Here is a 26,677-nt window from a genome sequence, read left to right as displayed (position 1 = left end):
CGTCTCAAGTCTCCCGGCTGAGACAGAAGAGCGAGAGTGCGGCACCGAGAAACAGCAGCACCACGGCGACCATGAGCGAGAGATGCATACCTTGTATGAACGCGACTGGTGCGGTGTCCCGCACCAGATAACCGCACGTCGCAACGCCGAGCATGCCGCCCATCTGCCGCGCCGTGTTGAGAACGCCCGATGCAATCCCGGCCCGTGACTGATCGACAGACGAGAGAGTGACGTTGGTAATCGTCGGAACAACCAGCGCGATGCCGCTCGCCGCCATCAACATTGGTGCCACCAACTGCCAGTAAGAGCCTTCGACGCTGATGGGAAGCAGCAGAAGATACCCGGCCGCCGCCAGAACAAGACCGAACACTATCAGCCTGCGCGCGCCGAGGCGGGTGATCAACCGGCTTGCTATAATGTTTGTGACCATCAGAATGACGGTCATTGGCAGGAACGCTATGCCTGTTTCCTGAGCCGAAAGATGCTGCTCCAGCTGGAAAAACAGGCTGAAGACGAAGATCAGGCCGTAATAAGCGAAGTTGATGATGACGCCGGTGACCGCCGCGATTGTGAATGCGGAATTAGAGAATAATGACAGCGGCAGCATCGGTGCGCGGCTTCGAACCTCGATCAGAATGAAGCCGATGGCGGAAAGAACGGTTACGAGCATGGCCACAATAATCCGCGGATGTGTCCAGCCCAATTGCCCCGCATCCGTCAGCGTCGTTGCCAGCGCTACAAGCGCAAGGATAGCCGCCGCCTGCCCAGGCAGATCAAGTGAGCGGTGGTCATTTCTGGGGCTTGGCGCCGAGTAGATCAGGGTCAAGGCCAGACCAATCAGCCCGATCGGAATATTGATCAGGAAAATGCCGCGCCAGCCAACTTGCGTTACCAGAAAGCCACCGACCACGGGTCCGGCCGCCAGTGCGATGCCTCCCGCTGCCCCCCACCAGCCGACAGCCCGGCTGCGCTCTTCCTTGCCCGGGAATGCCTGGCTGAGCAGCGCCAACGAATTTGGAACCAACAACGCCGCGCCGATGCCTTGTGCAAACCGTGCTGCAACAAGTGCCGTTAACGTTTGCGCTACGCCGCAGCCAAGGGAGGCGAGGGTGAAAAGAATGAGACCCGCTATGAAGACAGCGCGCGCACCAAAGCGGTCGCCCAATGCGCCCGCCATGAGCAGCAGCGCCGCGAAGATGAGTGTATAGGCGTTTACCACCCATTGGAGCCCAGCCACATTGGTGGAGAAACTCATGCGCAAAGCATCGAGTGCGACATTCACAACGCTGACGTCCAGAAGCACGATCACGAAGCCGAGAGAAGCGGCGATGAGCGTGATACGCGGATAAACGGGGTGAAAAGCGGACATGGAGACAATCCTGCAATGATAATTTGTCTCCAAATTACGGCAATGACTTCTGTGCGGTAATTCGGTATATATGCCAGTGAATCTTGAGAAATCGCACAGATGGCCGATTGGGAAAATCTTCGTCATTTCATCGCTGTGGCGCGCAGTGGCACCCTGTCCGGTGCGGCGCGCGCCTTGAAGGTGGACCACGCGACAGTCAGTCGCCGACTTACGGCGCTTGAAGCGGAACTGGACGTAGCGCTGGTTGAGAGACTGCCGCGATTCTGCCGCTTGACTGCTATCGGCCAACAGGTGTTCGATCAATCCGTCGCGATGGAAAATGCCGCGGATGGAATTGCCCGGATTGCTCAGGCAGCGCATAGGCCGCTCGTCGGCAAGGTCACACTTAGCGCTCCGCCCGTGTTGACGATGCATCTTCTAACGCAGCATCTCGCGCACTTCCGATCACTCTATCCGGATATCCGTCTTTCACTGGCGGCGCAGGCGCAGCAAGTGTCGCTCAGCCGCCGGGAGGCGGATGTGGCTCTCCGCCTGGTACGGCCCGATGAGACCGGAAGCGTTGCGCGAAAACTTGGGGTCATGGCATTCGGTCTTTACGCCAGCCGCGATTATGTGCATCGTGATGTGCCCGATCGATGGCAGTTCATCGCTTTTGACGAAAGCTTTGGGGATATGCCGCAGCAAAAATGGCTACTCGGCATTGCTGGTGCACGGCCGGTTGCATGCGAATTGAACGATATTGGCGGGCATCTTATCGCTGCGCGCACGGGCGCCGGCGTTGCCGGACTGCCTTGCTTTTTGGGCGATGCAGACCCGGACCTCGTGCGTATCGCAGAGGACGTTCCGCCCTTCTGTCGGGACATTTGGCTCCTTGTCCATCGGGACTTACGCAAGGCACCGTCCGTTCGGGCCGTGATGGATTTCGTTGTCGCACTCATCACCCAGCATGGCGGCTTTTCTGTGTGAGAAAGCGCGTTGGGCGACAATCCACAGCTCAGGATGCCTTATTGGTTAATTTGCGTTAACTATAAAGTTGTTGACGCGACTCGGATATTTTAGCACCCTAGTTACGGTTTTGAGGGGTTTGCGGCAAATTAAACGTTACCAAGCTCATGCGGTGTTAGTGCTGGCTTACAACGTTATATCTCTATCTGGCGTTACCCCTTTGGTTTTTATGTCGAATCGGCGCATGTTCTGCTTGCGCCGGGAACGACCGAACGGACGTACAGGATATTACCTTGACTATGATGCATGCAGCACAGGCAAATCAACCCGACCCATCCTTGGTGGGCGATGCTTCTTTGCCTGTTGTTCTGCCAGCCGACAGGGCAATCGCTGCCGATGCGGAAATGCTTTCCGCGCAGCTTCAAGCAATGCGCAACCGGCTCTTTCCGCCAACAGCCATGAAGACATTGCGCAAGTTCACCAGCGGCGAGGCGGCAAAGCTCATCGGCGTATCGGATGGGTATCTGCGCCAGCTTTCAATTGCAGGTGAGGGGCCGCAACCGGAGACGGGCAGCGGCGGCCGCAGGCTCTATACGCTTGCCGAGATCAATGCATTGCGCCGCCATCTGTCCGAAGCCGGGGGCGCCAAGGCAAAAACCTATCTGCCGCATCGCGATCCCGCCGCCAATGAGCACATGCAGGTCATTGCCGTTACCAATTTCAAGGGCGGTTCCGGCAAGACCACGACCAGTGCCCATCTGGCGCAGCATCTGGCAATGTCCGGTTTCCGTGTGCTTGCCGTCGATCTTGATCCGCAGGCATCAATGTCTGCATTATTCGGTTATCAACCGGAGCTGGATCTGACCGGCAATGATACGCTCTACGGAGCAATCCGCTATGATGGCGAGCGCCGTCCGCTGCGCGATATTATTTGCAAGACCTATTTTGATGGGCTTGATCTCATTCCGGGCAATCTGGAATTGCAGGAATTTGAACACACCACGCCGCAAATGCTTGCTGACCGCCAACACGGCGCTGCCCAAACTGTCGAGCAGCAATTGTTCTTTGCCCGTGTTCAGGCAGCGCTTGATACAGTGTCAGACGATTATGACGTTGTGGTCATAGACTGTCCGCCGCAACTTGGTTTTCTGACGCTATCGGCGCTTTGCGCTGCAACGTCAGTGCTTGTTACCGTTCATCCGCAAATGCTGGATGTCGCCTCCATGAGCCAGTTCCTGTTCATGACAGCGGATTTGCTTGCGGTCGTGCGAGAGGCTGGCGGCGAGCTTAATTTCGATTTCATGCGCTATCTGATTACGCGCTTTGAGCCAAATGATGCGCCGCAGCAGCAGATTGCCGGTTTCCTGCGTTCGCTGTTCGGGGACCGCGTGCTCACCTCATCGGTGGTCAAGTCCACTGCGTTTTCCGATGCAGGTCTTACCAAGCAGACGCTCTACGAAGTATCCCGCGACAGCTTCACCCGCGCAACCTATGACCGCGCAATTGAATCGCTGACTTCCGTCAACTCCGAAATCCAGGGCTTGATCTACAAGGCCTGGAAGAGGCCGGTATGAGGGCGCGATGATGACAGGCAATAATCGCAGGGATCAGCTCAAGGCATTGTTCGGAACGGTGGAAAACATTCCCGTACCCGAACAGAAACCCGTTGAGCCTATAGCGCAGCCGCTGATCGGCAATGAAGCGCTCAAGCCTCGCGCTGCATCAGGCGCGGTTAAGGCTATGGGGCTTTCGCTCGGCGGCATGTCCCGTGAAATTGAAGATGCGCGCCGCTTGAAGGAAAGCCTCGAAGGTGTCGAGCGCGTGGTTGAACTTGATCCTGCGCTGGTCGAAACCTCTTTTGTCGAAGACCGGCTCAGCCATGCGGCAGGGCTCGACGAAGATTTCGAAAATCTCGTTGAAAGCATCCGCCAGAATGGCCAGCAGGTGCCGGTTCTTGTGCGACCGCATCCGGATAAGCCGGGGCATTATCAGACCGCCTATGGGCATCGCCGCCTGCGTGCTGCCCAGCGCATTGGCAAGCCGGTCCATGCCATTGTGCGTGAACTCAGCGATGTCCAGCTGGTATTGGCTCAGGGCAAGGAAAATACCGAGCGCCGCGATCTTTCCTTTATCGAGCGTGCCTTCTTTGCGCGAAATCTTGTTGAGCGCGGCTTTGAGCGCGGGCTTGTTCAAGACGCCCTGTCGATCGACAAGGCTGAAATGACCCGCTTTCTGCAGGTTGCGGCCGCAGTGCCTTATCCGATCGTGCGGGCAATTGGCCCGGCCCCGAAGATTGGCCGTCCACGCTGGGTCAGGTTTGCAGAATTGCTCAAATCCAATGAAGCACAGGCTGCTGCGCTGAACGAAATTACGCTCGAGCCTTTTGGAATCGCAGATAGCAATACACGGTTCAATCGTATTTTCGAGCGGTTGCTCAAGCGTGTTGAGCCGGTCGTGCTGGCTCCGCGCAATGCTGCGCCGAGCGTGGACAAAATAAACACGGGTGCCAAGAAAATTGCACTTTTGGATTCAAGTGGAGGCAGGCAGGTCCTGACCTTCGCCGACCATATACCGCAAGGGTTTGCGGCATTTGTATCGGAAGAGCTTGAGGCATTGCTCGCCCGTTACAACAGCCGGACGAATGACAAATAACGTGGTGACTTATCCACGGGGTCAAAAAGCCGGATAGTGTGTGTAAGTGTTAGTACAAGCCGGTTCGTAAGGAGCCGTACAAAGGGACTGAAAGAGAAGGAAGCAACGGCAAGAAAAAAGGCCCCCAGAACGTCACCGCCCCGGAAGCCCTCTTCAATGTAGCAATTTTAGAGAATCACTTCCACCCTGACTTGTCAAGAGTCGGACGCGTTCCGGCATACCTTTTCATTGCCTCAAATTGAGGTGAAGAAACATGACCGATCGTTTTGCAACGTCGCCATTTGGCGGACGATCGCTGTCGCACGCCATTTTTGCAGTGCAGGAAAAGACAGCGCGAGCGAGAGAAAAACTGAACGAAACCGGCGGAAGTCAGCCGGAAAAATGGGCGCTTTTACGCTCATTAACCGAGGCGCGCGCAGCGTTTTTCCTTTCAGACCGTACGATTGCCGTTCTGGAAGCGCTGCTCAGTTTCTACCCGGAAACCATGCTTGATGGCGCAGCACCATTGATCGTCTTTCCGTCCAATGCAGAGCTGTCGCTACGCACACGCGGCATGTCTTCCGCGACAATTCGCCGGCATCTGGCGGCATTGGTCGAGACGGGACTGATTATCCGCCGCGATAGCCCAAACGGCAAACGTTATGCCCGGCGTGGCGAAACCGGCGAGATTGAGCACGCGTTCGGCTTCGATCTGTCACCTTTGGCGCTGCGTGCCGACGAAATCGAAGCCCATGCGGTTCAGGCACGCGATCTGGCGCGGGCGATCCACCGCGTTCGTAGCGAGATCACCATTCATCTGCGAGATATCTCCAAAACGATCCATGCGGGTCTTGGCGAGGAGCGGGCAGGTGACTGGATGGGATATGCGGATGAGCTTGCAGCTTTGTCCGGACGGGTAAGCAGGCATTTGCCGCTCGAGACACTCCAGACACGCTGTGACAGCCTGGCAAAGCTCCGCACGAAGGTCGAAAATGCCTATCTGGATACATTATCAGACAAAGAAATGAGCGGCACTGACTCTTCTTTTGAGCGCCATATTCAGAATTCAAATATAGACCCCAATTTTGAAAGGGCCCAAGAAAAGGGCCAGAGGCAAAACGGTGAGCCCGTACCGGTGGACAATATGCCTGGACGAACAGTCGCAATGACGAAGATGCGGCAAAGGCTTGATAGCGCCCGTCGAACTGTAAAAGCCACCGGACCCGTGGATGATTGGCCGAAGCTGGAAACAAAATCGATCCCCATGCCGCTGGATGCTGTGCTGTCCGCCTGTCCGCAAATTCGCGATTATGCCCGAAACGGCATTGAGGACTGGCGCGATCTGATGCAAACGGCAGGATTGGTCCGCTCGATGCTTGGCGTTTCGCCCGATGCCTGGGAAAGGGCGCGTGACGCCATGGGTGATATCAATGCTTCCATCACGATTGCTGCCATTTTGGAGCGCGTGGGTGAAATCCGCTCTCCCGGCGGTTATTTGAGAGCTTTGACCGACCGGGCCGAGATCGGGCAGTATTCGGTCATTCCGGTGATCAAAGCATTGAATGGCGAGGGACGAGCTTGAAAAAAAGCCGGGTCACAGTGATCCTATCTGGAATTGCTATCGTCGGGGCGCGGATGCGCCCCGCCAACTTAACCGGTCAGCCGGCAATCCGGCAGTCAAAAAGCACCGGTCGTCTCACTGAAAGCATTTCTCCAATTGCGCGGTCAAGATTGTCAGGCTCGTCGCATCGGATACCGACGGCACCGAAAGCTTCCGCCAGCTTTACGAAATCCGGCAGGGCGTTCGAGTAGGAACCGTGCTTTTGCGATTTTCCGCCTAAGCTCAAGTTCGGGTTGTTCAATATGAAAACCTTTATCGGTGCATCATACTGGATTGCCGTGGAAAGCTCCTTCATCGTCGCTTGGACAGATGACTCATCTGCAATATCAATGACGAGACTTTCAGGATGGGCGATTTGCATGCCTATTGCAGCCGGCAAGCCATAACCGGCCGTGCCGAACCCGCTTGATACTAGGGGCGAATAGAAGTGTTCAGCGAACTGATAGCGCTTCGTATCGGTAGCAATATAGGGCGCATGATCGCGGGTCAGCATGTAAAGCCGTTTGAGTGCGTAGTGCAGCCCGGTGTTTTCTTCGCGCTCGCGTTGCAAAGGAGTGTTTGCCTTTATCTGCCGGTCGTCTTCGGCAAGTTGCGGATTATCATCGACATGCGGGTCGGCAGAAGGAGCCACATAATAAGTGCTTTGGAGAAGCATATCCTTTGGCATGTCGATGAGAACCGGACCGGGCCGGCCTGAGCGGGCCAGATGAAATGCCTTATGAATTGTGGCGGCGAGTTCCTTCACATCTTTGACCAGCCAGCTATGTTTGGTGCAGGGCCGTGTAATCCCAACAGTGTCGCATTCCTGGAAAGCGTCAGAACCGATCAGGTCGGTTGCCACTTGTCCTGTCAGACAGATGATTGGCACGGAATCGGCCATGGCATTTTGTAGTGATGTCACCGCATTCGTCGCGCCGGGGCCGGACGTTACCAGCATGACACCGACTTTACCGGTGGAACGGGCATATCCTTCGGCGGCGTGGCCCGCGCCCTGTTCGTGGCGAACCAATATGTGCTTTATTTCGTTCTGTTGGAATATCTCGTCATAGATCGGTAGCACCGCGGCGCCCGGATAACCGAAAATGTGCTCAACGCCATTGTCGCGCAACGCCTGCAGGACAATTTCTGCTCCGGTCATTTCAGGACGTGCGGGTTCGTTAGTATACATGCCTTTCATGGCAGTTCCTTTGTGCAATGATTGAAGTGGATGGTTGTGACGGAGCAGGGCGGAACTAAATTCCGGGCATAAAAAAAGCTCCGTCAGGAGCTTGTTTGCCGCGCATGGGTGCTAATGCCGGATGGTCAAACCATCCTGCCCATGCGCGATCCCACCACCAGAATAACCATTGCAGCTTTCATAACCCGATTCAGTAACTGGAATTATTTGCGTGGTCAATACAATACACAGCGCAAGAAAAAGGGCGCCGAAGCGCCCCAATTCCTCAAACCGTTGAATGTTCCGATCAACGCGATGTGAGATCGTCCGGCAGTTCGCGGTGCTGGTATTTGCGGAATACTTCGCGCAGCGTGCCATTGTCGAAATTGGTCTTCACCCAGGTGTTGAGCCAATCCTGCAAGGGCTTTTCGCCCTTGGGCAAAGCTATGCCGAGATTGGTTTCAGCCTGCGTGAACTTTACTTCCAGCGGTTCCTTGCCTGCGCGCTTGGCATTGATGCCGCCCAGAACTGCCGACTGGCTGGAAATGATGTCGAGCTGCCCGGTGACTGCAGCAGTAATGAGTGTTGCATCATCTTCGAAGCGGACAATTTGTGCGCCCGGCGCATTCTTGGTGATATCCATGTCATTGGTCGTTGCGCGGGTCACGCCAATCCGCTTGCCCGCAAGGTCGGCATAGCTCTTGATCTCGATTTCCTTGGGCGCAATGACAATGATGCTCAGCGTTGCATAGGGCACCGTATAGTCGACGGCCTTTTTACGCTCTTCTGTGATGCCAAGTGCGGAAACCAGAATGTCCGCCTTGCCGGTCTGGATCGTAGGAACGCGTGCGGCATTGGTAATTTCGATCAGGTCAAGATCGACGCCGAGATCCTTGGCGATGAGCTTGGCGGTTTCGACGTCCGAGCCGGTCGGCTTCAAATTCTCGTCGACATAGGAATATTGCGGAATTCCCATGGCAACAGCAATGCGCACCTTGCCGGCTTTCTTGATGTTTTCAAGCGAATCCGCATGAGCGGCTGACGCCAGCATGAGCAGGGCCGCACTCGCGGCAATGCCGAATTTCGTAAGCAATCTCATTATTCTCTCTCCCTTTTGTGATTATGAGGTTGGTTCTGTCACAGGTCGTTGGCCAGAAAATCCTTCAATTCCTGGGTTTGCGGATGAACGAGCATTTCGCCGGTGCCGGTTTCCCAGACCCGCCCGGTATTCATGTAAATGACGCGGTTTGCGACCTTGCGGGCAAATGCCATTTCATGGGTGACGACGATCATGGTCATGCCGCCTTTGGCGAGATCTTCCATGACGCGCAAAACTTCGCCGGTCAGCTGCGGATCAAGCGCTGACGTTACCTCGTCGAAAAGCATGACCTTTGGCTGCATGGCGAGCGAGCGGGCAATCGCCACACGCTGCTGCTGGCCCCCCGACAATTGTTCGGGATAGGCATCGATCTTCTGCAACAGGCCAACCTTTGAGAGCACGGCCTTGGCGGTTTCCATTGCTTCGCTGCGGCCAATGCTTTTAACGCGCCGCAGCGCCAGCATGATATTTTCGGCAACATTCATATGTGGAAACAGATTGTAGCTTTGGAAAACCATGCCGACATCCTGCCGCAGCGCGCGGATATCGAGACTGGGTGAATGCACCTGATGACCGCAAACTTCGATTGTTCCACCCTGAATGGTTTCGAGCCTGTTTATGCAACGCAAGGCCGTGCTCTTGCCCGAACCCGATTGTCCAATCAAAGCCACGACTTCACCGGCTTCGATCTCGAAGGAAACGCCCTTGAGTACCTCGACAGTGCCGAAGCGTTTGATGACTTCGTTGAGCTTAACGACGGCCGACATTTAATTTCCTCTCAAGCGAACGGCTCCAGACCGAAAGCGGGTAGCAGACGCAAAAATAAAAGGCGGCAGCGATACCGAAGACGAGAAACGGCTGGAAAAGCGAATTGTTGATGACTTGCGCTGCGCGGGTCAGCTCGACGAAGCCGACAACCGAGGCAAGCGATGTGTTCTTGATAAGTTGCACCATGAAACCAACGGTGGGCGGTGTCGCTATGCGCAGCGCCTGCGGCAGGATCACGTCTTTCAGGGTCTGCCAGCGGGTGAGGGCAAGACATTCAGCCGCCTCAAACTGCGTGCGGGGCACGGATTCAACGCAACCGCGCCAGATTTCGCCGAGATAAGCGCTGGAATAGATCATCATGCCGAGACTGGCAGCCACGAGCGGCGGAACCTCGATGCCGATAACGCCAAGGCCGAAATAAATGACGAACATCAGGATCAGCAGCGGCATGCCCTGAATGAACTGGACATAGAGCAGTGAAACCCGCCGCAGCCAGCGCAGGGTTGACGTGCGCGCCAGCATGACGAAGAACCCGGCAACGCCGCCGAGAAGGAAGGCAAGCGCGGAAAGTATGACAGTCCAAAGCAGGCCGTTGAGCAGATAAACGAGATGATTTGTGGTGAAACCGCCGGTCATGTTCTCATCCTCACAAGGGTGTGCCGAGACGGCGGCGGCGCGGAAAAATTCCAAGCGCGATGAGATGGAAGCCAGCCCGCAAAAGATAAGTGATTGCGAGATAGAGCAGGGCGATGACGATGTAGGTTTCGAATGAACGGAAGGTGTAGGACTGGATATTATTGGCGACGCCGGTCAATTCCTCCGCCGAAATCTGCGAGGTGATCGATGTGGAAAGCATCATCAAAATGAACTGGCTGGTCAGCGCCGGATAGACCCGCTCGATCGCTGGCATGAGGATAATGTCGCGGTAGATCTGGAAACGTGAAAGCCCAAGCGCCTCTGCTGCTTCGATCTGGCTTGGATGCACAGCTTCCATGCCTGCGCGAACGATTTCAGCCGTATACGCCCCTACATTAATGACCATTGCAAATACGGCGGCAAAAAAGACCGGCATGGTTATGCCAATGGAAGAAAGGCCGAAGAAAATGAAGAATATCTGCACGATAAAGGGCGTATTGCGAACGACCTCGATATAGATGCCGACAATGAGGCGAAGCCAGGCATAGGCGCTGCGCCGGGCGACCGCGCAAAGCACGCCTATGACCAATCCGATCGCCACCGCAACGACAGTCATTTGGACTGTTGTGAGCGCTCCGGCAAGGAAGTCCTTCCAATAGGGCAGGAGAGCGGCGAAATCGAATTGGTAATTCATGGCTTACCTATCGTAAGCGAAGGCTTACGCTCTTTACAGTTTGTCATCGAGCCAGCCAGCCGCCATCGACAGGCAGAACTGTTCCATGCACATAGTCAGAGGCCTTGGAGGCGAGAAAGACCGCGGCGCCGCCTATGTCGGAAGGCTCGCCCCAACGGGCGGCTGGAATACGCGCCAGAATTTGCGCGCTGCGGTCCTGATCTTCGCGCAAGGCGGTTGTGTTATTGGTCACGAAATAGCCGGGAGCGATGGCGTTTACGTTTACGCCCTTGGCGGCCCATTCGCAGGCAAGCAGCCGGGTAATGCCGGCAAGTCCGCTTTTCGATGCCGTATAGGATGGAATCCGAATGCCGCCTTGAAACGACAAAAGCGAAGCAATGTTGATAATCTTGCCTTGCCCTTTGCCGATCATGTGCCGTCCGGCGGCTTGCGACAGGAAGAATGCCGATTTGAGATTGGTGTCAATCACCGCATCCCAATCCTCTTCGGTGAAATCCACGGCGTCATTGCGCCGGATAATGCCCGCATTATTGACGAGGATATCCAGACGTTCGAAGGATTGAAGCGTTTCGTCGATGATCCTGCCAACAGGTTCAATCGTCCCGAGATCGGCCTTGATCTCGATGAATTGCCTGCCCGCCGCTTCTATCAAATGACGCGTGTCATCCATGGACGAACGTCCAACGGCAGCGATGGAAGCGCCTGCCTGTGCGAGGGCCAGGGCGATACCCTGGCCGATGCCGGTATTGGCTCCGGTAACAATCGCTACCTTGCCTTGAAGATCGAAAAGATTGTTCATCGCAGCACACTCATCGGTACGTGGTCCATGTCGGTAAAGCTCTTATTGTCGCCGCCCATTGCCCAGATGAAGGCATAATTGGCCGTGCCCACGCCGGAATGGATCGACCAGCCGGGGGAAAGGATCGCCTGTTCATTTGCCACGATCATGTGGCGTGTCTGGCTCGGCTCACCCATCATGTGAAAAATGCGGGTGTCGGGGGCAAGGTCGAAATAAAGATAGGCCTCCGAGCGGCGGTCATGCGTATGGCAGGGCATGGTGTTCCACATATTGCCGGGTTCGAGCTGTGTCATGCCCATGACAAGCTGGCAGCTCTCGCAAATATCCGGGTGGATATACTGGTAAAGCGTACGCTTATTGGCGGTCAGCTGATCGCCCAGTATCAGCTTGTTGGCTTGTTCAGGCTTGATAAGCACATTTGGATGCGAAGCGTGAGCAGGCGTTGAAAGTAGATAGAACTTAGCCGGATTTGCCGCATCCACGCTCTCGAAGATCACATTGACGACGCCTTTGCCGACATAGAGACAGTCGCGGGCGGCAAGTTCGTGCACAGTGCCGTCAAGCGACACGCGGCCAGCGCCGCCAATGTTGAATATGCCAAGTTCGCGTTGCGCAAGAAAGAATTCCTGACCCACGGGAGTGGGCGCTGTCAGCGGCAGAGGCTTGGAGAGGGGCACCGCCCCGCCAATGATCAACCGGTCAATATGACTATAGGTGAGGGTAATCTCATCGGCCTCGAACATGTTTTCCATCAGGAAATGGCGACGCAGTTCGTCCGTGTCAAAATTGCGTACCGCATCCGGATGGCAAACCTGTCTCACTTCGATCTTCATTTCAGAACCTTTGCATGTCGGTGTTTTGCCGCTTTAAAAGCGGTCAGTCAGTCATCATCGATGAAAAATGCCGGGTCGACATTCGTCGTGTCTTTCACCTCGTTCAGCATCTGCCCGAGGTGAAAGCCCATGGCTTCTGTTGCGTGCGCTATATCGTGGCGGCGGATGCCATCGAGAATTGCTTCATGCTCGACAATGACGCGGGTAAGACGCCCGCTGAGCGGTAGTGTCAGCCGCCGATAGCGGTCGATCTGCATCTTTACCTGCTGGATCACGTTCCATATGCCGGGAAATCCGGCAATTGAATTGATCGACAGATGAAAATCCGTATCAGCGCTGTGAAAGCGTTCATTGTCGCCAGATGCTTCGGCGGCCACGAGATCGGCAATGCTTCGTTCCAGCCGGGCAATATCGGCAGGTCTCGCCTGTTCGGCAGCCAGCTTCACGGTCGTCTCTTCAAGGGATTTGCGGATGAGGATTGCTTCATAGAGCGCGCGTCGCGGAATGCGCGAAACGAAAGTTCCCGATTGTGGAAAAATATCGATCAGCCCGTCATCGGCAAGTCGCAAAACCGCTTGGTGGACAGGCGTGCGGCTCACGCCAAACTGCGCGGCGATTTCCTTCTCAAGAATGGGCTCCATCGGTCTGCGGCGCAGCGAAATAATGTCGTCAAGCAGTTGCTTGTAAATATGGGTTGCAGCCCGGGGGGTGGCTGCCCGCTGCTGAGCATAGTCCGTGCTGGATGTCGCGAGCGGGTGGGCCCGGTCACGCTTGCGCTCCGATGATGCGAGGGGGTTATCGGTCACTGAAAGCCGCAATCGCCCGCAAGGCGAGTCGTTAACAGGGGCAACCGGAACTTTTGATACTGCAAGAAAACCTCCTCCCAAAGGATTTGAAATATAAATATTCTAATATTTTAGTTTTGGCAAGCGCTTGCTTTCTGCTGGAGCGGGCCGGAGGATCACTGCGGGGAAAGCTGTTGCAATTATGCGTTGCACAGTTTACGCATATACACCGAAGCGAGATTGTATCCGGTTGTATTGCCGATGAAGTACAACCTTTTGTCGAGACTGAATTCTGATTTTATAGTAGCGTGCACGATATTTCGATAAGAACGGGCTGTTCTTTGACGACTGATTAAAAGCTTTGTGAAATTATGTGCCGTTAGGCGCGTCACCAGGTAATATTTACGATATAAAAATTGCCCGTAAACCATTTCATTTTGGGTATTGTGCGTTTTTTGGAAAGTTTCACGAATATTATGGAAACGGATTCAGGCAAATCACTGGACACATCCCGTCAACGCATTTTTGGCGTTCCCGTGGTCGCCGTTATTGGCCTTCCGCTTTTGGCCCTGCTGATTGTGCTGTTTTTGGGTTTTAGCCTGATCTTGCAGACGCAACGTACCGATCTGACAAAGACTTATGCTGACAGGACGGCGGAGTTTCTGGCCAGAGATATCGCCAATCAACTCGGCCATCTTGTTACGCCGCTTGAGGAATATGCCGATGCTTTTGCATCGCGGGTAAAAGCTGCTGGATGCAGCAATGCTGAATGCGTTTTTTCTTTTATCGAGGCGGATAGGGCCACTCCAGAGCGGGTTCCTATCCAGGTGTCGGTTCTCCGTTTCGGTGCAAGCAATGGTCATCTGTTAAGCGTTTTCAAGATCAAGGAGACCGACCGGGATTTTAAGGGGCAGGGCAAGACGCAATCGGACAACCCATCGCGTCTTCTTGTGACAAGGCCGGACAGGCCCATGCAAGAACGTGACTTCAATCTGTTTGAGCGAGGCTGGTATCGCGGCGGTATTGTCGGCAGGACACCGACCTGGAGTGCTCCCTATGTGGTGAATAATACCAGTGATCTGTGCGCTTCCACGCAAGGCAGCGTATGGACCATGACCCGGGTTCTGCCGATTTTTGGTCCGGATCGGAAGCCTTTAGGGGTCCTTGCACTCGACATGTGCGTCAATCGCATCAGCGCATTCCTGAGCAGCGCGACAGGCAATACTGTCCAGGAAATTAGCGTTTTCACGCCTTCCGGAGAGGAGCTTTCGGTTTCGGGCGGTCAATTCACGATCGGGCGGGACACAAGCAAAATCTCCGCCGACCTGGGAAACGCCGTATCTCTGGATAAGTTTGATCTCAAAGGCTGGCGCGTCGTCGTTACACTTGGTGACGAATTATCGGCGAAGGCGGATTGGGATTGGTATTATACGGCCGTCTGCTTGATCGGGCTTGCAATAAGTATTGCGCTGACTGCCTGGGCCGCGAGCTTTGTCGTCAATCCATTGATGCGGCTTTCAAGGGCTGTGACAGATGTCGGCAATCTCAATCTGGACACGCCCATCTCCGTTCCCACCAATATTAGAGAAGTCGGCCTGCTGGCCTCGGTGATTGAAAGAATGCGTCTTGTTCTGCAACGCAATCAGACGCGCCTCGAATTTCTGGCCTATCATGATCCGGCCAGCGGTTTTCTCAATCAGGCCGGTTTGGTCAAAGAGTATGATTTGCTGGTTGGCAAGGAAGGCCAGATTGATCTGATCCTCATAAAAATATGCAATTACCATCAGATCGCCAGCATTTTTGGCGATGAGGTTCTGGCACGAATGATCAGCAGCAAGATCGACAAGCTTCAAGCCACGCTTGCAGGGGGCGTCGTGGGCTGCCTCAACAATAATCTGATAGCCTATATCTATCCCAGCGACGAGGGGGTGGATATTCCTCTCATGCGCAAGATGCTTGCGGAAATGCGGTTGCCTTATGAAAATGAGGGGATACGTATTTCACCGGTTATTGCCTGCTCTGTCGCCCAGAAACAGGGGCAAATAGAGCCATTCGGCTCTTTGCTGCGCCGCGCCAATGGTGCCATGTATCACGCGGAAGACACCAAGAGCGAAGATGCTGTCTGGCACAATTCCGCTCTCATTCAGGATCTGCGGGCAGCTTTGGATTTTGGCGGTGATATTACGCGGGCCATCGGGCGCGGCGAATTTTCAGTGAGATATCGCCCTGTCGTGGATTTGCGGACAGGCCGGATTTGCGAAGCGCATACAAGTGTTATCTGGCATCATCCGGAATTCGGAGACATCAAATCGCATAAGTTCATTCCAATCTTTGAACAAAATGGCTCCATTCTTCATCTCGGCCTTTTTATCATGTCACGAGCATTTGAATTCCTGCACAATTTCAAAAAATACTACCCCGACAATAAATTACTGATCGGGATCAAGCTTTCTTTCCCCCAGCTCATGGACCCGCTGTTCATTGAACGCATCAGGGAGCTGCAGGCCGAATGGGGCGTCAATGCTTCGGAAGTAAATTTCATTATTTCGCAGAATATTGCGATGCTTGACGATCAGCAGATCTTCCGTGTCATGCGCAGGCTGCGGGATATCGGTTTCCGCCTGATAGTCGACCAGTTTGCCATGTCTCATTCTACGGTAAATGGAGCCATGGCGCTCCAATATGATGGAATGATGATTGGGTCGGAGGCCTATCGGAACATTGACCAGCCAGGCCCCGAGCGGGTCATTCTGTCAGCAGTATGCGAACTGGCAGGAAAACTGGATATGGAAAGAATAGCCGTTGGAATTGATACGCATGCCATCATCGAGCCATTGGTAAAATGCGGCTGCAATTTTGGCCGGGGTCCATGGTTTGGCCATTCGGGTTCGGAACAGGAGTTTCTGTCGCGCTATGACGAGAACGCCGCCATGTTCTCCAATGAGCCCGCTCACTGAGCAGATGACGTCTGCACCGACTTTGTGCGTGGTTCGATGAGGCTCACCATGGGGAAGGTGAGATGATTGGCAGGGCGCAATATTCTAAACGATGAAGATTATCTGTGCAGTTTACCAACTTTCCTCATGGTGAGCCCCGTCGAACCACGCACTATATAGTTGCAAGTTAAATTGCCGAGCTAGGCGAGGGGCCAAATGCAATAAGCCGACCCACCCCCTAATCAACACGCCCGCGAGCGGCCACCGGGGCGATCTCAGTGACCGTATCGCCCGAAATAAGCACGACACTATCGAAGAGATTGGACACGACACAGGCATGATTGGGGATGATGCGGATGCGCTCGCCTACCTTGGGCTTGTGCTGACATGCAGACAGGTCGATTGTGCCATGCTCTTCGCTAAGCGAGGAAATGACCGCATCTGGATATTCCACCACCCTGCCAAATCCGCTTAAACCCAATGTATCGCTTGTCAGCGACTTCGAGCCCGCGTCGATGATGGCGCGATTTTTGGTCGGGCGGCTTACGACAGTTGCAAGCACGGTGAGAGCGCAATCATCAAGGGTGCCGGCACCTTTGGCGACCTGAAAGAGATCCATATAGATATAAGTGCCAGGACGGTGTTCCGTTGCGCTCGCCACTTCATGGGCCCGCCACATATCGGGGGTTCCGCCATTGGAAATGGTGTGCGGGTCCAGCCCGGCTGCGATCGCCAGTTTTTCCGCCTCTGCGAGAAATGCCTGCGTGGTTTCGATACCGCCAGTTTTCGGATATGTCATGAAGCCGGCAAAGTTAAGCCCTTCCGATGCGTCGATCAGCTTGGCAAGCGCGACCGCTTCCTGCGGGGATTGAACGCCGCAGCGGCCCATGCCCGTATCGCATTCGACCAGAACGGTCAGTGGCTTCTTGCGCCCGGCAAAAGCCTCGGCATAACCGCGTATGGCCGTTTCATTATCTGCGGTTACGCTGATCGTGATGCGCTCATTAAGCTTGGCAAGACGCTCAAGCTTTGCTTTGCCGATAATATTGTAGGGGATGAAAATATCGCTCATTCCCGCATCGGCCATCACTTCAGCCTCGCCGAGTTTTTGGCAAGTAATCCCGATAGCGCCAAGCTCTATGGCTCGTTTGGCAAAACGCGGCAATTTATGTGTCTTGATATGCGGACGCACGGTCAAGGCATGATTGTCGGCATAGGTCTGGAATTTTTGTAGATTTGCCTCTGCGCGGTCCGTGTCGATGAGAACAGCGGGTGTATCAATATCGGTCAGCTTCAATCTCAATCTCCGAGCGGCAGTGTGGTCGCGTTATTGGCGTGCATGGCTTGCAGGTTCTTGATGCGGCGCATCCGCTCGACGGCAGGGGCACCGATTTTTTCGGCAACGGTCATTGCCAGCATATCGGTAAGCGCGAGCAGGGCATAGCGGGCGGGGGAGGGCCGGTAAACATTGGTGCCTTCGTCAATGTGAAAAGGCATGACAAGTTCTGCGGCCGCCGCAAGCTTCGTGCCGGGTGCCGTGAAGGCAATTGTTTTGGCGCCATAGCGCCGCGCGATCATGACGGCCTCGATCAAGGGCTTGATTTCCCCTGAAAGCGAATAGGCAATGATAACAGTATCCTTGTTGCTGGTTGCCGCTGTCATCTGCTGCATTTCGCCATCAATATGCGATGAGGCGGCAATGCCCAGGCGGAACAGGCGATTTTCCATTTCGGTAGCTGCCATTGAGGACGACCCGCCGGAGCCATAGGCGCGAACCATTCCCGCTTGCGCAATGAGCGAGGCCGCAAGTTCCAGATCGTCTCTGTTGATCAGATTGCACACGGTTTCGACAGCATCGACGGCGCTGCGCGCGATGACCGACGTCACACTGCCGTTTTCATCCTGCGCGGGTCCCGGCGCGATAAACCGCCCGGCAATGGCAAGCGATTGCGCCAGCCTTACCTTGAAATCCCGCGTGCCCTCAAAACCGAGCATACGGCAGAAACGCGTGATTGTCGGCTCGCTCACCCCAGCCTTTTCGGCCAGCTTGTTGATAGGCGCATGAGTGGCGAAATCCGCATCGGACAGGATCGCAGCTGCGACCTGGCTGTCGGAATGTTTGCCTGTATCGGCAACCTCCCTCAGCCTTGCAACGATGTCGAAATGCGGTGGTGCCATCTGTTGCTTTATCCATCTCGTTTGCAATAACGATGTGCGTGGTTTGACAAGCTCACCATGAGGGAGGAATTTAGTGGCAAAACAAAAGCCAGTAACCTCACAGCTTTATGCAAGCAACCCACCTTCCTTATGGTTGGCTATCCTGAGCTTGTCGAAGGGCGAACCCAAGCACATGTCAAATTCTGTTTCCGGTTTTAGCGTCAAAGACATGCACCTTTGCCGGGTCAACCGTCAATGATAATTGAGTGCCGGGCTCCGGCGCTAAACGATCACGGAACACGCAGCGCACGGCAACACCGGAAATCGTGCCGAACAAATGGGTCTCGGAACCTGTCGGCTCAATCACCTCGACGTGATAGGCAAATCCATTGCCATCGGGTGCGAGGCGATAGTGTTCGGGGCGTACGCCGATCTCGACCGGCTGGCCCGAAGCGGCAGTGGTATCGCCGACCGGAATGATGGTGCCATTGTCGGTGCGAACCTTTGGCGCGCCATCGCCACGTTCCAATATTCCGGGAATGAAGGTCATGGCGGGCGAGCCAAGGAAACCTGCAACGAATTTGTTGACCGGCTTGTCGTAAAGCTCAAGTGGCGAGCCCGCTTGCTCAATACGTCCGGCATTCATGACAACGATTCGGTCGGCCATGGTCATGGCTTCGATCTGGTCATGGGTAACATAGACCATTGTGGTCTTTAACTGCTGGTGAAGCGCCTTCAGCTCCGTGCGCATCTGCACGCGCAGCTTGGCATCAAGATTGGAAAGCGGCTCGTCAAATAAGAACAGGTCCGGCTCGCGCACGATTGTACGCCCCATTGCAACCCGCTGGCGCTGCCCGCCGGAAAGTTGGCGCGGCACGCGGTCCAGATAGTCATGCAGATTGAGCGTTTCCGCAGCCTTGCCGACCTTCGCGTCAATGGCTGCAGCCGACTCGCGCCGGATTTTCGGACCAAAGCCGATATTCTTGCGCACACTCATATGCGGAAACAAAGCATAGCTCTGAAACACCATCGAAATATTGCGCTGCTGCGGCGGCAGACCATTGGACAGGCGGTCACCGATCCATAACTCACCGGAAGAAATATCCTCCAATCCGGCAATCATGCGCAGGAGCGTGGATTTCCCGCAGCCGGAAGGTCCGATCAGCACCAGAAATTCGCCGTCCCGCACTTCGAGGTCGATCCCATGCAGTATATTCATTGCGCCATAGGATTTGGCGAGTTGCTTGATCTGTAGTCCGGCCATGTCACTTGTCTCCGGCGAGCACGTCATTGATGAAATGGAGATTGCCTGCTGTCAGGCCAGCATCGACAGTCAGTGTTGCACCGGTAATTCCCGATGCGGAGGCGCAACTGAGGAAGAAAGCCGCTTGCGCCACTTCGCCAGGTGTCACAAGACGTCCGAGCGGATAATGCGGCAGAACCTTTGCCAGAAGCTCCGGCTGTTTTTCCAGACGATGATCCCATGCCGGGGTGCGCACGGAACCCGGACATACGGCATTAGACCTTATACCAAACCGGCCGCGCTCAACTGCAAGCGCCTTCATATAGGCGATCATGCCAGCCTTAGCGGCCGAATAGGCGGGATTGCCGAAATGGCTGAGCGCATTGACCGATGAGATGAATACGATACTGCCGTCGCCTTTTGCGGCCATGGCCTCCGCAATCGGGTCCGTGACATGAAATGCGCCATTCAGATTGGTCGCAATTTCGCGCTCCCAAACATCGCCATCGACCTGATCGAGAATCTCGCCGCGGGAAAAGCCGGCATTATTGATCAATACGTCCGGTGTGCCGTGATCGGCAATAAAGTTTCGAATTGCGCTGCCGGTCTGCGCCTTGTCATTGATGTTGAAGACAAGCCCATTTGCCAGCGGCAGTCCGGTCAATAAGCTCTCATCTTGATCGGCGCCTGAAACAATGGCCCCTGCCGCATTGAACGTGTCGATCAATGCTTGCCCGATGCCGCCACCCGCGCCGGTTATAAACACCTGTTTGCCATACAAACCAAGGGCTCTGTGCAATGTCTCTGAAGTCATATCGTGACCTTGTTTTGAAATGTTCCCCTAGCTTATTAATGACGGCATATGAAAAAAAGCAACATAAAACTGTCATAACCCCTCAATTTTTGACTTGCATGAAAATAAATTACATAGAATGATGGTGAAAGTTTCAAAATTACGCCGATGGGAGAATGCGGCGTGTAACAAAGGGGAACATCATGATGATCAGAAAACTAAGCCTACTTGCAGGCCTTAGCCTTCTCGCCTTTTCGGGTGGAGCATTTGCCGACACCGTCCGCGTCACCATTGCTGAATATAGCAAGGGCACAGGCCCCTATTTCGAAGAAGCGGCCAAAGCCTTCGAAGCGGCCAATCCAGATACGAAAATCCAGATCGAAGTTGTTCCGTGGGACAGCCTTCAGCAAAAACTGACGACCGATATTTCGGCCGGTGCCAATGCCGACCTTTCCATTATCGGCACGCGCTGGCTGCTGGATTATGTCAAGGAAGGCATTATCGCCCCGCTTGACGGCAATATTACGCCGGATTTCAAGGCGCGCTTCATCGATACATTCCTCACGCCATCGGTCATGGACGGTAAGGTTTATGGCCTGCCGATCGCAGCTTCAGCGCGCGCCATGTATTATAACAAGGATATCTTCGCCAAGGCTGGCATTGATACCCCGCCTGCAACCTGGGCAGACTTCAAGACGAGCGCCGAAAAGATCAAGGCGCTTGGCACCGAGACCTATGGTTTCGGCTTGCAGGGCAAGGAAATCGAGACGGATGTCTATTTCTATTATGGGCTCTGGGCCAATGGCGGCGAGATCGTCAAGGATGGGAAATCCGGTCTTGATTCAAAAGCAGCCATTGATACGGCGACGCTTTACAAGAGCTTTATCGATGGCGGTCTGACCCAACCGGGCGTTACCTCCTATAGTCGCGAAGATGTGCAGAACCTGTTCAAGCAGGGCAAGGTTGCAACCGTCATCACCGCGCCATTCCTTTCCGGCCAGATCAAGACCGAAGCGCCAAATCTCAATTATGGCGTAGCGCCCATTCCCGCCGGTCCTGATGGCGGCAAGGGTACCTATGGCGTGACGGATTCCATCGTCCTGTTCGAAAATTCAAAGAACAAGGAAGCAGCATGGAAATTCCTCGACTTCCTGTTCACAACGGAACAGCGCACAAAATTCGACAAGATCGAGGGCTTCCTTCCCGTCAATGCCGAAGAAGCCAAAGACCCGTATTTTGCCGATAATGCCGATCTGAAAGTGTTCACGAGCCTTCTTCCGAATGCGCGTTTTGCTCCGGTCATTCCGGGCTGGGAAGACATTGCCCAGACGACGTCCAACGCCATCCAGAAGATTTATCTGGGGCAGGGCGAGATCGAGCCAACGCTGAAAGAAGCCGCTGCCAAGATCAATGAGACGTTGAAGTAACATACCCCTCCCGGCTGCTTGGCAGCCACCCTCCCCACAAGGGGGAGGGCATGGTGCCACATCCGGCTATCTGGCTCTAAAGTCGGGTCAAGCGCTAGCCCAACCCTCCCCCTTGTGGGGAGGGACGGACCCCAGGTCCGGGGAGGGGTCTTTTACAAACCAAAGGTAATTCCATCGATGCAACGGGCTTCAGTCCCCTATTTTCTCATCTTGCCGAGCTTTCTTCTGGCGGCTGCCATCATCCTTTGGCCGCTAAAGGAGATCGTCTCGCTATCGCTGCATGATGTGAACCGCTTTGGCATGTTGAAGGATTTCATCGGGCTTGAGCATTATCGCAGCCTGTTTGCCAATCCGGATTTCATTGCCGCGACATGGCGCACCCTGTTCTGGACGGCGGCCGTTGTCATTGGCACGCTGATTGTTTCCGTTCCCATCGCGCTTATCCTCAATGAGGATTTTTATGGCCGCGGCATTGCGCGCATTCTCATCATGCTGCCTTGGGCCATATCCTTGACCATGACTGCAATTGTCTGGCGCTGGGCGTTGAATGGCGAAAGCGGCATGCTTAATTCGGCGCTGCGTGATCTCGGGATCATCAACACCAATATTCAGTGGCTGGCGGAAGCCTCGACCGCTTTTCCCATGCAGATACTCATCGGCATTCTGGTCTCGGTGCCCTTTACGGTCACAATCTTCCTTGGCGGCCTTTCTTCCGTGCCGGAAGATCTCTATGAGGCGGCGGCGACTGAGGGTGCGGGACGCTGGGACCAGTTTCGCCTGATCACGCTGCCTCTGCTCAAGCCCTTCATCAATATCGCCTTCGTACTGAACACGATCTATGTGTTCAATTCCTTCCCCATCATCTGGGCGACGACGCAGGGCGGTCCGGCCAATTCCACCGATATTCTGGTCACCTATCTTTATAAAACCGCCTTCCGCATGGGCAGGCTGGGCGAAGCCGCCGCCGTTTCGCTGATCATGTTCGCCATTCTCATTATTTTCACTATTCTTTATGTGCGCCTCGCCATGCGGGAGGAAAAGCAATGAGCAAGAAACTGAAACGCTCCATCCTGTTCTGGCTTTTCCTGTCGCCCATTGTCGTGGTGATCCTGTTTCCCTATGCGGTGATGGCCATAAGCTCACTGAAATCGGCGACCGAAGTGCTCAATCCGACCTGGTGGCCGGACGAGCTGCATTGGCAAAATTTCCCGGAAATGTGGCGCACCTCCGGCATTGCATCGGCACTGGCCAATTCGCTTTACGTGTCCGGCCTGTCCACCGCCCTGACGATCCTTGTCTCCATTCCTGCCGCCTATGCGCTCAGCCGCTATCAATTTGCCGGGCGCAATGCCTTCCGCCAGTTTTTGCTCATCTCGCAAATGCTCTCGCCCATTGTTCTGGTCATCGGGCTTTTCCGCCTTGTTGCCGGGGCGGGTATGATTGATAGCCTCAATGTGCTCGTCATCATCTATACGGCCTTCAACATCGCCTTTTGCGTGTGGATGCTGCAAAGCTATTTCTCCACCATCCCGCGCGATCTGGAAGAGGCCGCGTGGATGGAAGGCGCAAGCCGCACGCGCACGCTCTTCACCGTGTTTTTGCCGCTGGCGGTTCCTGCCATGGTGGTTACGGCGATTTTCACCTTCATCAATGCATGGAATGAGTTTGTCATTGCGCTGACCATGCTGCGCACGGAAGGCAGCTATACTTTGCCGATCCGCGTCTTTTCGCTGGTTGCGGGGCGCTATACGGTCGATTGGCACTATGTTATGGCCGCCGCTTTCGTCGCGTCAGTGCCGGTCGCCATACTTTTCGCCTGGCTGCAACGCTATCTGGTGCGCGGACTTTCCATCGGCGCAGTGAAATAATTCAACAACAGGAAACAGATCATGACAAAACAGCATTTCGGCCAGTCGCATGTGCCATTGTCGCCAGCGGTTCGGGCAGGGGATTTCATCTATATTTCCGGTCAGGTGCCGGTCGGCGCGGATGGAACAGTCATTATCGGCGGTATCGAAGCCCAGACCAAGCAGGTAATGGAAAACATCAAAACCGCGCTCGCCCTTGCGGGGGCAGAGCTTTCCGATGTGGTCAAGACCTTCGTCATTCTGGAAGATGCGCGCGAATTTGCTGCCTTCAACAAGACCTATGCCACCTATTTTCCGCAGAATCCGCCCGCGCGCACAACCATTGAATCGCGGCTGATGATCGATATCAAAATCGAGATTGAAGCGGTGGCCTATAAGCCTGCATGAATATTGTGCGCCCTTCGACAAGCTCAGGATGAGGAAGGTGAGTTGATTGCAGGGTGCTTGATCGTCAAGCGTTGAAGATGAGCTTTGCAACCCGCTACCTCCCTCATGGTGAGCCCCGTCGAACCACGCACAACTCAACTGCCATAACCACCCAACCGAAAGCATAAAATGCGTATATTCACCGCATCCTTCGCTACCGAGACCAACACCTCCTCGCCAGTGCCGACAGATCGCGCCAGCTTTGAGATGGCATTCTATGCCGGTCCCGGCCAGCACCCGGATACGCCGACATTGTGCTCGGCGCCCATGGTGGTCCTGCGCCGCCGCGCGCGGGAAGAAGGTTTCGAGCTTATCGAAGGGACAGCAACATGGGCCGAGCCCGGCGGCCTGTTGCAGCGCAAGACCTATGAAGATCTGCGCGACGAGATTCTCGACCAGCTCACGGCGGCAATGCCGGTCGATGGTGTTATTCTTGGCCTGCATGGTGCCATGGTCGCGCAGGGTTATGATGATTGCGAAGGCGATCTTCTGGAGCGCATCCGCGCCATTGTCGGCCCGGATATTCTTATTGCTTCGGAACTCGACCCCCATAGCCATCTGACGAAAAAGCGCGTCGCCAATGCGGATATATTGGCGGCATTTCTCGAATTTCCCCATACGGATTTTTACGAGCGCGGCGAACATGTGGTTGACCTGGCCCTGCGGACACTCCGTGGCGAGATCAAGCCGGTCATTTCAACCTTCGATTGCCGCATGATCGGCGTCTATCCCACAAGCCGCGAGCCGATGCGGTCCTATGTGGATCGCATGAAAGCCCTGCACGGCAAGGATGGTATTCTTTCCGTCTCGCTGATCCATGGTTTCATGGCGGGCGATGTGCCGGAGCTGGGAACACAGCTCATGGTGGTTACGGATAATGATCGCGCCAAGGGCGATGCTTTGGCAGAAAGGCTCGGCATGGAGCTTTTCGCCCTGCGTGGCACCACGGCCATGCCGATGCTCGACACGGAAGCGGGGCTTGATGCGACCATGGCGATTGTCGCGCAGCGCCCGGGCAAGCCTGTGGTTGTCGCCGATGTCTGGGATAATCCGGGCGGCGGTGTAGCGGGCGATGGCACGCTGATCCTCAATCGCATTATCGAGCGCGGTATTGGCAATGTGGCTGTTGCGACGATCTGGGACCCTATCGCCGTCACCTTTTGCCTCGCCGCAGGCGAGGGCGCGCTGATACAGCTGCGCTTTGGCGGCAAGGCCGGTCCTGATGGCGGCGCGCCTATTGATGCGCGTGTCGAGGTGGTAAGGGCCGTGGAGGAAGGCTGGCAAAGCTTTGGTAAGAGCCGGGTTACGCTTGGGCCCGCAGCGCTGATCCGCCTTGAAGGCACGGATATCGACGTCATCCTCAACACGAACCGCACCCAGACTTTTGAGCCTGACATCTTTTCCAATATTGGCATTGATCCCTTGTCGAAAGATATTCTGCTGGTCAAATCAACCAATCATTTCCATGCGGGGTTCGAGCCGGTGGCGTCGGAGATCATCTATATCGATGCGGGCGCGCCTTATCCCTCAAACCCGAAAAAGACAGACTACCGCAAGCTCTCGCGTGAAATCTGGCCAAGAGTGGAAAATCCTTTCGGTTAGTATTTCGGTCATCTCAAGGCACATGCTTGCGTGGCTTTTGATTGTGCGTGGTTCGCCCTTCGGCTCGCTCAGGAGGGCTCACCATGAGGAAGAGAGCTGAGTGCAGGGAGCCAGCTCTTGCAACGCTGAAGACTGTCATCGCAACCCACGCACTTTCCTCATGGTGAGCTTCGCCGAACCCCGCACTATACTATTTGCAGCGGGCCTACCGGAGCGTTAGACCGAGCTAGTCAAAGGGCAAAAAACGCCCCTTGCAATTACTAGACGACTGGTCTATTATAACCTTATGAGCAAGATCGACACACGAGCAGTTTTGATTGATGAGGGCCTGAAGGCGCTTCTTTCCCACGGCTATGATGGCGCGGGAATCGGCCCGATCCTCAAGTCGGCGGGCGTGCCCAAGGGTTCGTTCTATCACTTCTTCGAAAGCAAGGAAGAGTTTGCTTCGGCGGTGCTTGCAAACTATTGCACCAACAACCAGAAGGTACGCACGCGTCTTCTGCTGGAAAATAGGTCGAAAGCACCGCTCCAACGTCTGCGTGATTATTTCGATTATTACGAGACAGTCTATAGCAGCGGCGATCCAACCTGCGGTTGTCTTCTTGGCAATCTTGCCCAGTCCATTGCGGCCCATAGCGAAGTGCTCCAGCGCGAGCTGAATCGCTCATTCACCGCTTGGCAGGAGGATTTTAAAACGGTGTTGCGTGAGGCACGTGATGCCGGAGAATTGCCGGAACATCTTGATCCGGATGAGACGGCCGCCTTTCTGATTGATGCCTATGAGGGCGCGCTGATCAGAATGAAGGCGGAAGGAAGCATCAAACCATTACAGCGGTTCCGCGCGATGACGCTCGACGGCCTGCTGACCCGCACATCATAGGAGTATTTA

At 55.0% G+C, this 26,677-nt stretch carries 23 protein-coding genes and 1 pseudogene; 11 read left to right on the top strand and 13 right to left on the bottom strand.

Annotated elements, in window-relative coordinates:
• Positions 1–4: 4 nt before the first annotated feature.
• On the bottom strand, positions 5–1,369 hold the full coding sequence (locus tag ACTJI9_RS14605) for an MFS transporter (protein ID WP_440808873.1): 1,365 nt from the start codon (positions 1,367–1,369) through the stop codon (positions 5–7).
• Between the two features lie 99 nt (positions 1,370–1,468).
• Between ACTJI9_RS14605 and ACTJI9_RS14600 the strand changes: the two genes are divergently transcribed.
• From ACTJI9_RS14600 to repC, 4 genes are all read left to right on the top strand, one after another.
• Positions 1,469–2,335: a LysR family transcriptional regulator gene (locus ACTJI9_RS14600; RefSeq protein ID WP_337355017.1), complete on the top strand. Its 867-nt coding sequence runs from the start codon at positions 1,469–1,471 to the stop codon at positions 2,333–2,335.
• 272 nt (positions 2,336–2,607) lie between these two features.
• On the top strand, positions 2,608–3,888 hold the full coding sequence (repA, locus tag ACTJI9_RS14595) for a plasmid partitioning protein RepA (RefSeq protein ID WP_370878657.1): 1,281 nt from the start codon (positions 2,608–2,610) through the stop codon (positions 3,886–3,888).
• 10 nt (positions 3,889–3,898) lie between these two features.
• Positions 3,899–4,966, top strand: coding sequence for a plasmid partitioning protein RepB (gene repB / locus ACTJI9_RS14590; RefSeq protein WP_440808916.1), 1,068 nt, complete (start codon positions 3,899–3,901; stop codon positions 4,964–4,966).
• Positions 4,967–5,219: 253 nt separating this feature from the next.
• Complete coding sequence (gene repC / locus ACTJI9_RS14585) at positions 5,220–6,527, top strand: plasmid replication protein RepC (protein ID WP_336442198.1); 1,308 nt, start codon at positions 5,220–5,222, stop codon at positions 6,525–6,527.
• Positions 6,528–6,609: 82 nt separating this feature from the next.
• On the opposite strand, the pseudogene ACTJI9_RS14580 reads toward repC, so the two are convergent.
• The 8 genes and pseudogenes from ACTJI9_RS14580 to ACTJI9_RS14545 all read right to left on the bottom strand — a co-directional run.
• A pseudogene (locus ACTJI9_RS14580) lies at positions 6,610–7,734 on the bottom strand (thiamine pyrophosphate-binding protein); the annotation flags it as partial.
• Between the two features lie 295 nt (positions 7,735–8,029).
• Entirely contained in the window at positions 8,030–8,821 is a 792-nt protein-coding gene (locus ACTJI9_RS14575; protein ID WP_115053648.1) for a transporter substrate-binding domain-containing protein, read from the bottom strand.
• A 38-nt stretch (positions 8,822–8,859) separates the two neighbouring features.
• Positions 8,860–9,588, bottom strand: a complete 729-nt coding sequence (locus ACTJI9_RS14570) for an amino acid ABC transporter ATP-binding protein (protein ID WP_115053649.1) — start codon at positions 9,586–9,588, stop codon at positions 8,860–8,862.
• Entirely contained in the window at positions 9,572–10,225 is a 654-nt protein-coding gene (locus ACTJI9_RS14565) for an amino acid ABC transporter permease (protein WP_440808867.1), read from the bottom strand. Before ACTJI9_RS14565 ends, ACTJI9_RS14570 begins: the two co-directional genes overlap by 17 nt.
• Before the next feature lie 10 nt (positions 10,226–10,235).
• Positions 10,236–10,919 carry an amino acid ABC transporter permease gene (locus ACTJI9_RS14560; protein ID WP_115053651.1) on the bottom strand — a complete coding sequence of 228 codons (684 nt, stop codon included), beginning with the start codon at positions 10,917–10,919 and terminating at the stop codon, positions 10,236–10,238.
• A gap of 43 nt (positions 10,920–10,962) precedes the next feature.
• Complete coding sequence (gene kduD / locus ACTJI9_RS14555) at positions 10,963–11,718, bottom strand: 2-dehydro-3-deoxy-D-gluconate 5-dehydrogenase KduD (RefSeq protein WP_115053652.1); 756 nt, start codon at positions 11,716–11,718, stop codon at positions 10,963–10,965.
• Positions 11,715–12,551: a 5-dehydro-4-deoxy-D-glucuronate isomerase gene (gene kduI / locus ACTJI9_RS14550; protein ID WP_440808862.1), complete on the bottom strand. Its 837-nt coding sequence runs from the start codon at positions 12,549–12,551 to the stop codon at positions 11,715–11,717. The genes kduD and kduI overlap by 4 nt, the downstream gene beginning before the upstream one ends.
• Positions 12,552–12,598: 47 nt before the next feature.
• On the bottom strand, positions 12,599–13,357 hold the full coding sequence (locus tag ACTJI9_RS14545; RefSeq protein ID WP_440808860.1) for a GntR family transcriptional regulator: 759 nt from the start codon (positions 13,355–13,357) through the stop codon (positions 12,599–12,601).
• Positions 13,358–13,812: 455 nt separating this feature from the next.
• Between ACTJI9_RS14545 and ACTJI9_RS14540 the strand changes: the two genes are divergently transcribed.
• Positions 13,813–16,293: an EAL domain-containing protein gene (locus ACTJI9_RS14540; RefSeq protein WP_307275364.1), complete on the top strand. Its 2,481-nt coding sequence runs from the start codon at positions 13,813–13,815 to the stop codon at positions 16,291–16,293.
• 217 nt (positions 16,294–16,510) lie between these two features.
• Here ACTJI9_RS14540 and ACTJI9_RS14535 read toward each other — a convergent pair whose 3' ends face one another.
• The 4 genes from ACTJI9_RS14535 to ACTJI9_RS14520 form a co-directional block, all read right to left on the bottom strand.
• On the bottom strand, positions 16,511–17,569 hold the full coding sequence (locus ACTJI9_RS14535; protein ID WP_440808857.1) for a D-TA family PLP-dependent enzyme: 1,059 nt from the start codon (positions 17,567–17,569) through the stop codon (positions 16,511–16,513).
• 2 nt (positions 17,570–17,571) lie between these two features.
• A complete protein-coding gene (locus tag ACTJI9_RS14530; protein WP_115053657.1) occupies positions 17,572–18,450 on the bottom strand; it encodes a MurR/RpiR family transcriptional regulator in 879 nt (292 codons plus the stop codon).
• 175 nt (positions 18,451–18,625) lie between these two features.
• Positions 18,626–19,693 (bottom strand): ABC transporter ATP-binding protein, encoded by a 1,068-nt coding sequence (locus ACTJI9_RS14525; protein ID WP_440808854.1) that lies wholly within the window; start codon positions 19,691–19,693, stop codon positions 18,626–18,628.
• A gap of 1 nt (position 19,694) precedes the next feature.
• Complete coding sequence (locus ACTJI9_RS14520; RefSeq protein ID WP_440808851.1) at positions 19,695–20,486, bottom strand: SDR family oxidoreductase; 792 nt, start codon at positions 20,484–20,486, stop codon at positions 19,695–19,697.
• Positions 20,487–20,668: 182 nt separating this feature from the next.
• Here ACTJI9_RS14520 and ACTJI9_RS14515 point away from each other — a divergent pair, with 182 nt between their 5' ends.
• From ACTJI9_RS14515 to ACTJI9_RS14490, 6 genes are all read left to right on the top strand, one after another.
• Positions 20,669–21,892 (top strand): ABC transporter substrate-binding protein, encoded by a 1,224-nt coding sequence (locus ACTJI9_RS14515; protein ID WP_440808850.1) that lies wholly within the window; start codon positions 20,669–20,671, stop codon positions 21,890–21,892.
• Positions 21,893–22,069: 177 nt separating this feature from the next.
• The gene (locus ACTJI9_RS14510) at positions 22,070–22,939 is read left to right on the top strand and encodes a carbohydrate ABC transporter permease (RefSeq protein WP_307275351.1); all 870 of its coding nucleotides are present in this window, start codon (positions 22,070–22,072) and stop codon (positions 22,937–22,939) included.
• On the top strand, positions 22,936–23,760 hold the full coding sequence (locus ACTJI9_RS14505; RefSeq protein WP_115053662.1) for a carbohydrate ABC transporter permease: 825 nt from the start codon (positions 22,936–22,938) through the stop codon (positions 23,758–23,760). The genes ACTJI9_RS14510 and ACTJI9_RS14505 overlap by 4 nt, the downstream gene beginning before the upstream one ends.
• An 18-nt stretch (positions 23,761–23,778) precedes the next feature.
• Positions 23,779–24,147: a RidA family protein gene (locus ACTJI9_RS14500; RefSeq protein ID WP_440808914.1), complete on the top strand. Its 369-nt coding sequence runs from the start codon at positions 23,779–23,781 to the stop codon at positions 24,145–24,147.
• Between the two features lie 168 nt (positions 24,148–24,315).
• Positions 24,316–25,788: a M81 family metallopeptidase gene (locus ACTJI9_RS14495; protein WP_440808847.1), complete on the top strand. Its 1,473-nt coding sequence runs from the start codon at positions 24,316–24,318 to the stop codon at positions 25,786–25,788.
• A gap of 286 nt (positions 25,789–26,074) precedes the next feature.
• Entirely contained in the window at positions 26,075–26,668 is a 594-nt protein-coding gene (locus tag ACTJI9_RS14490; protein ID WP_115053665.1) for a TetR family transcriptional regulator C-terminal domain-containing protein, read from the top strand.
• Positions 26,669–26,677: the final 9 nt, after the last annotated feature.

It is taken from the genome of Phyllobacterium sp. 22552 (assembly GCF_052044585.1).
Lineage (GTDB): Bacteria > Pseudomonadota > Alphaproteobacteria > Rhizobiales > Rhizobiaceae > Phyllobacterium > Phyllobacterium ifriqiyense.
Note: the sequence above shows the minus strand (reverse complement) of the source record. Positions and strands in the feature narration are given on the sequence as shown.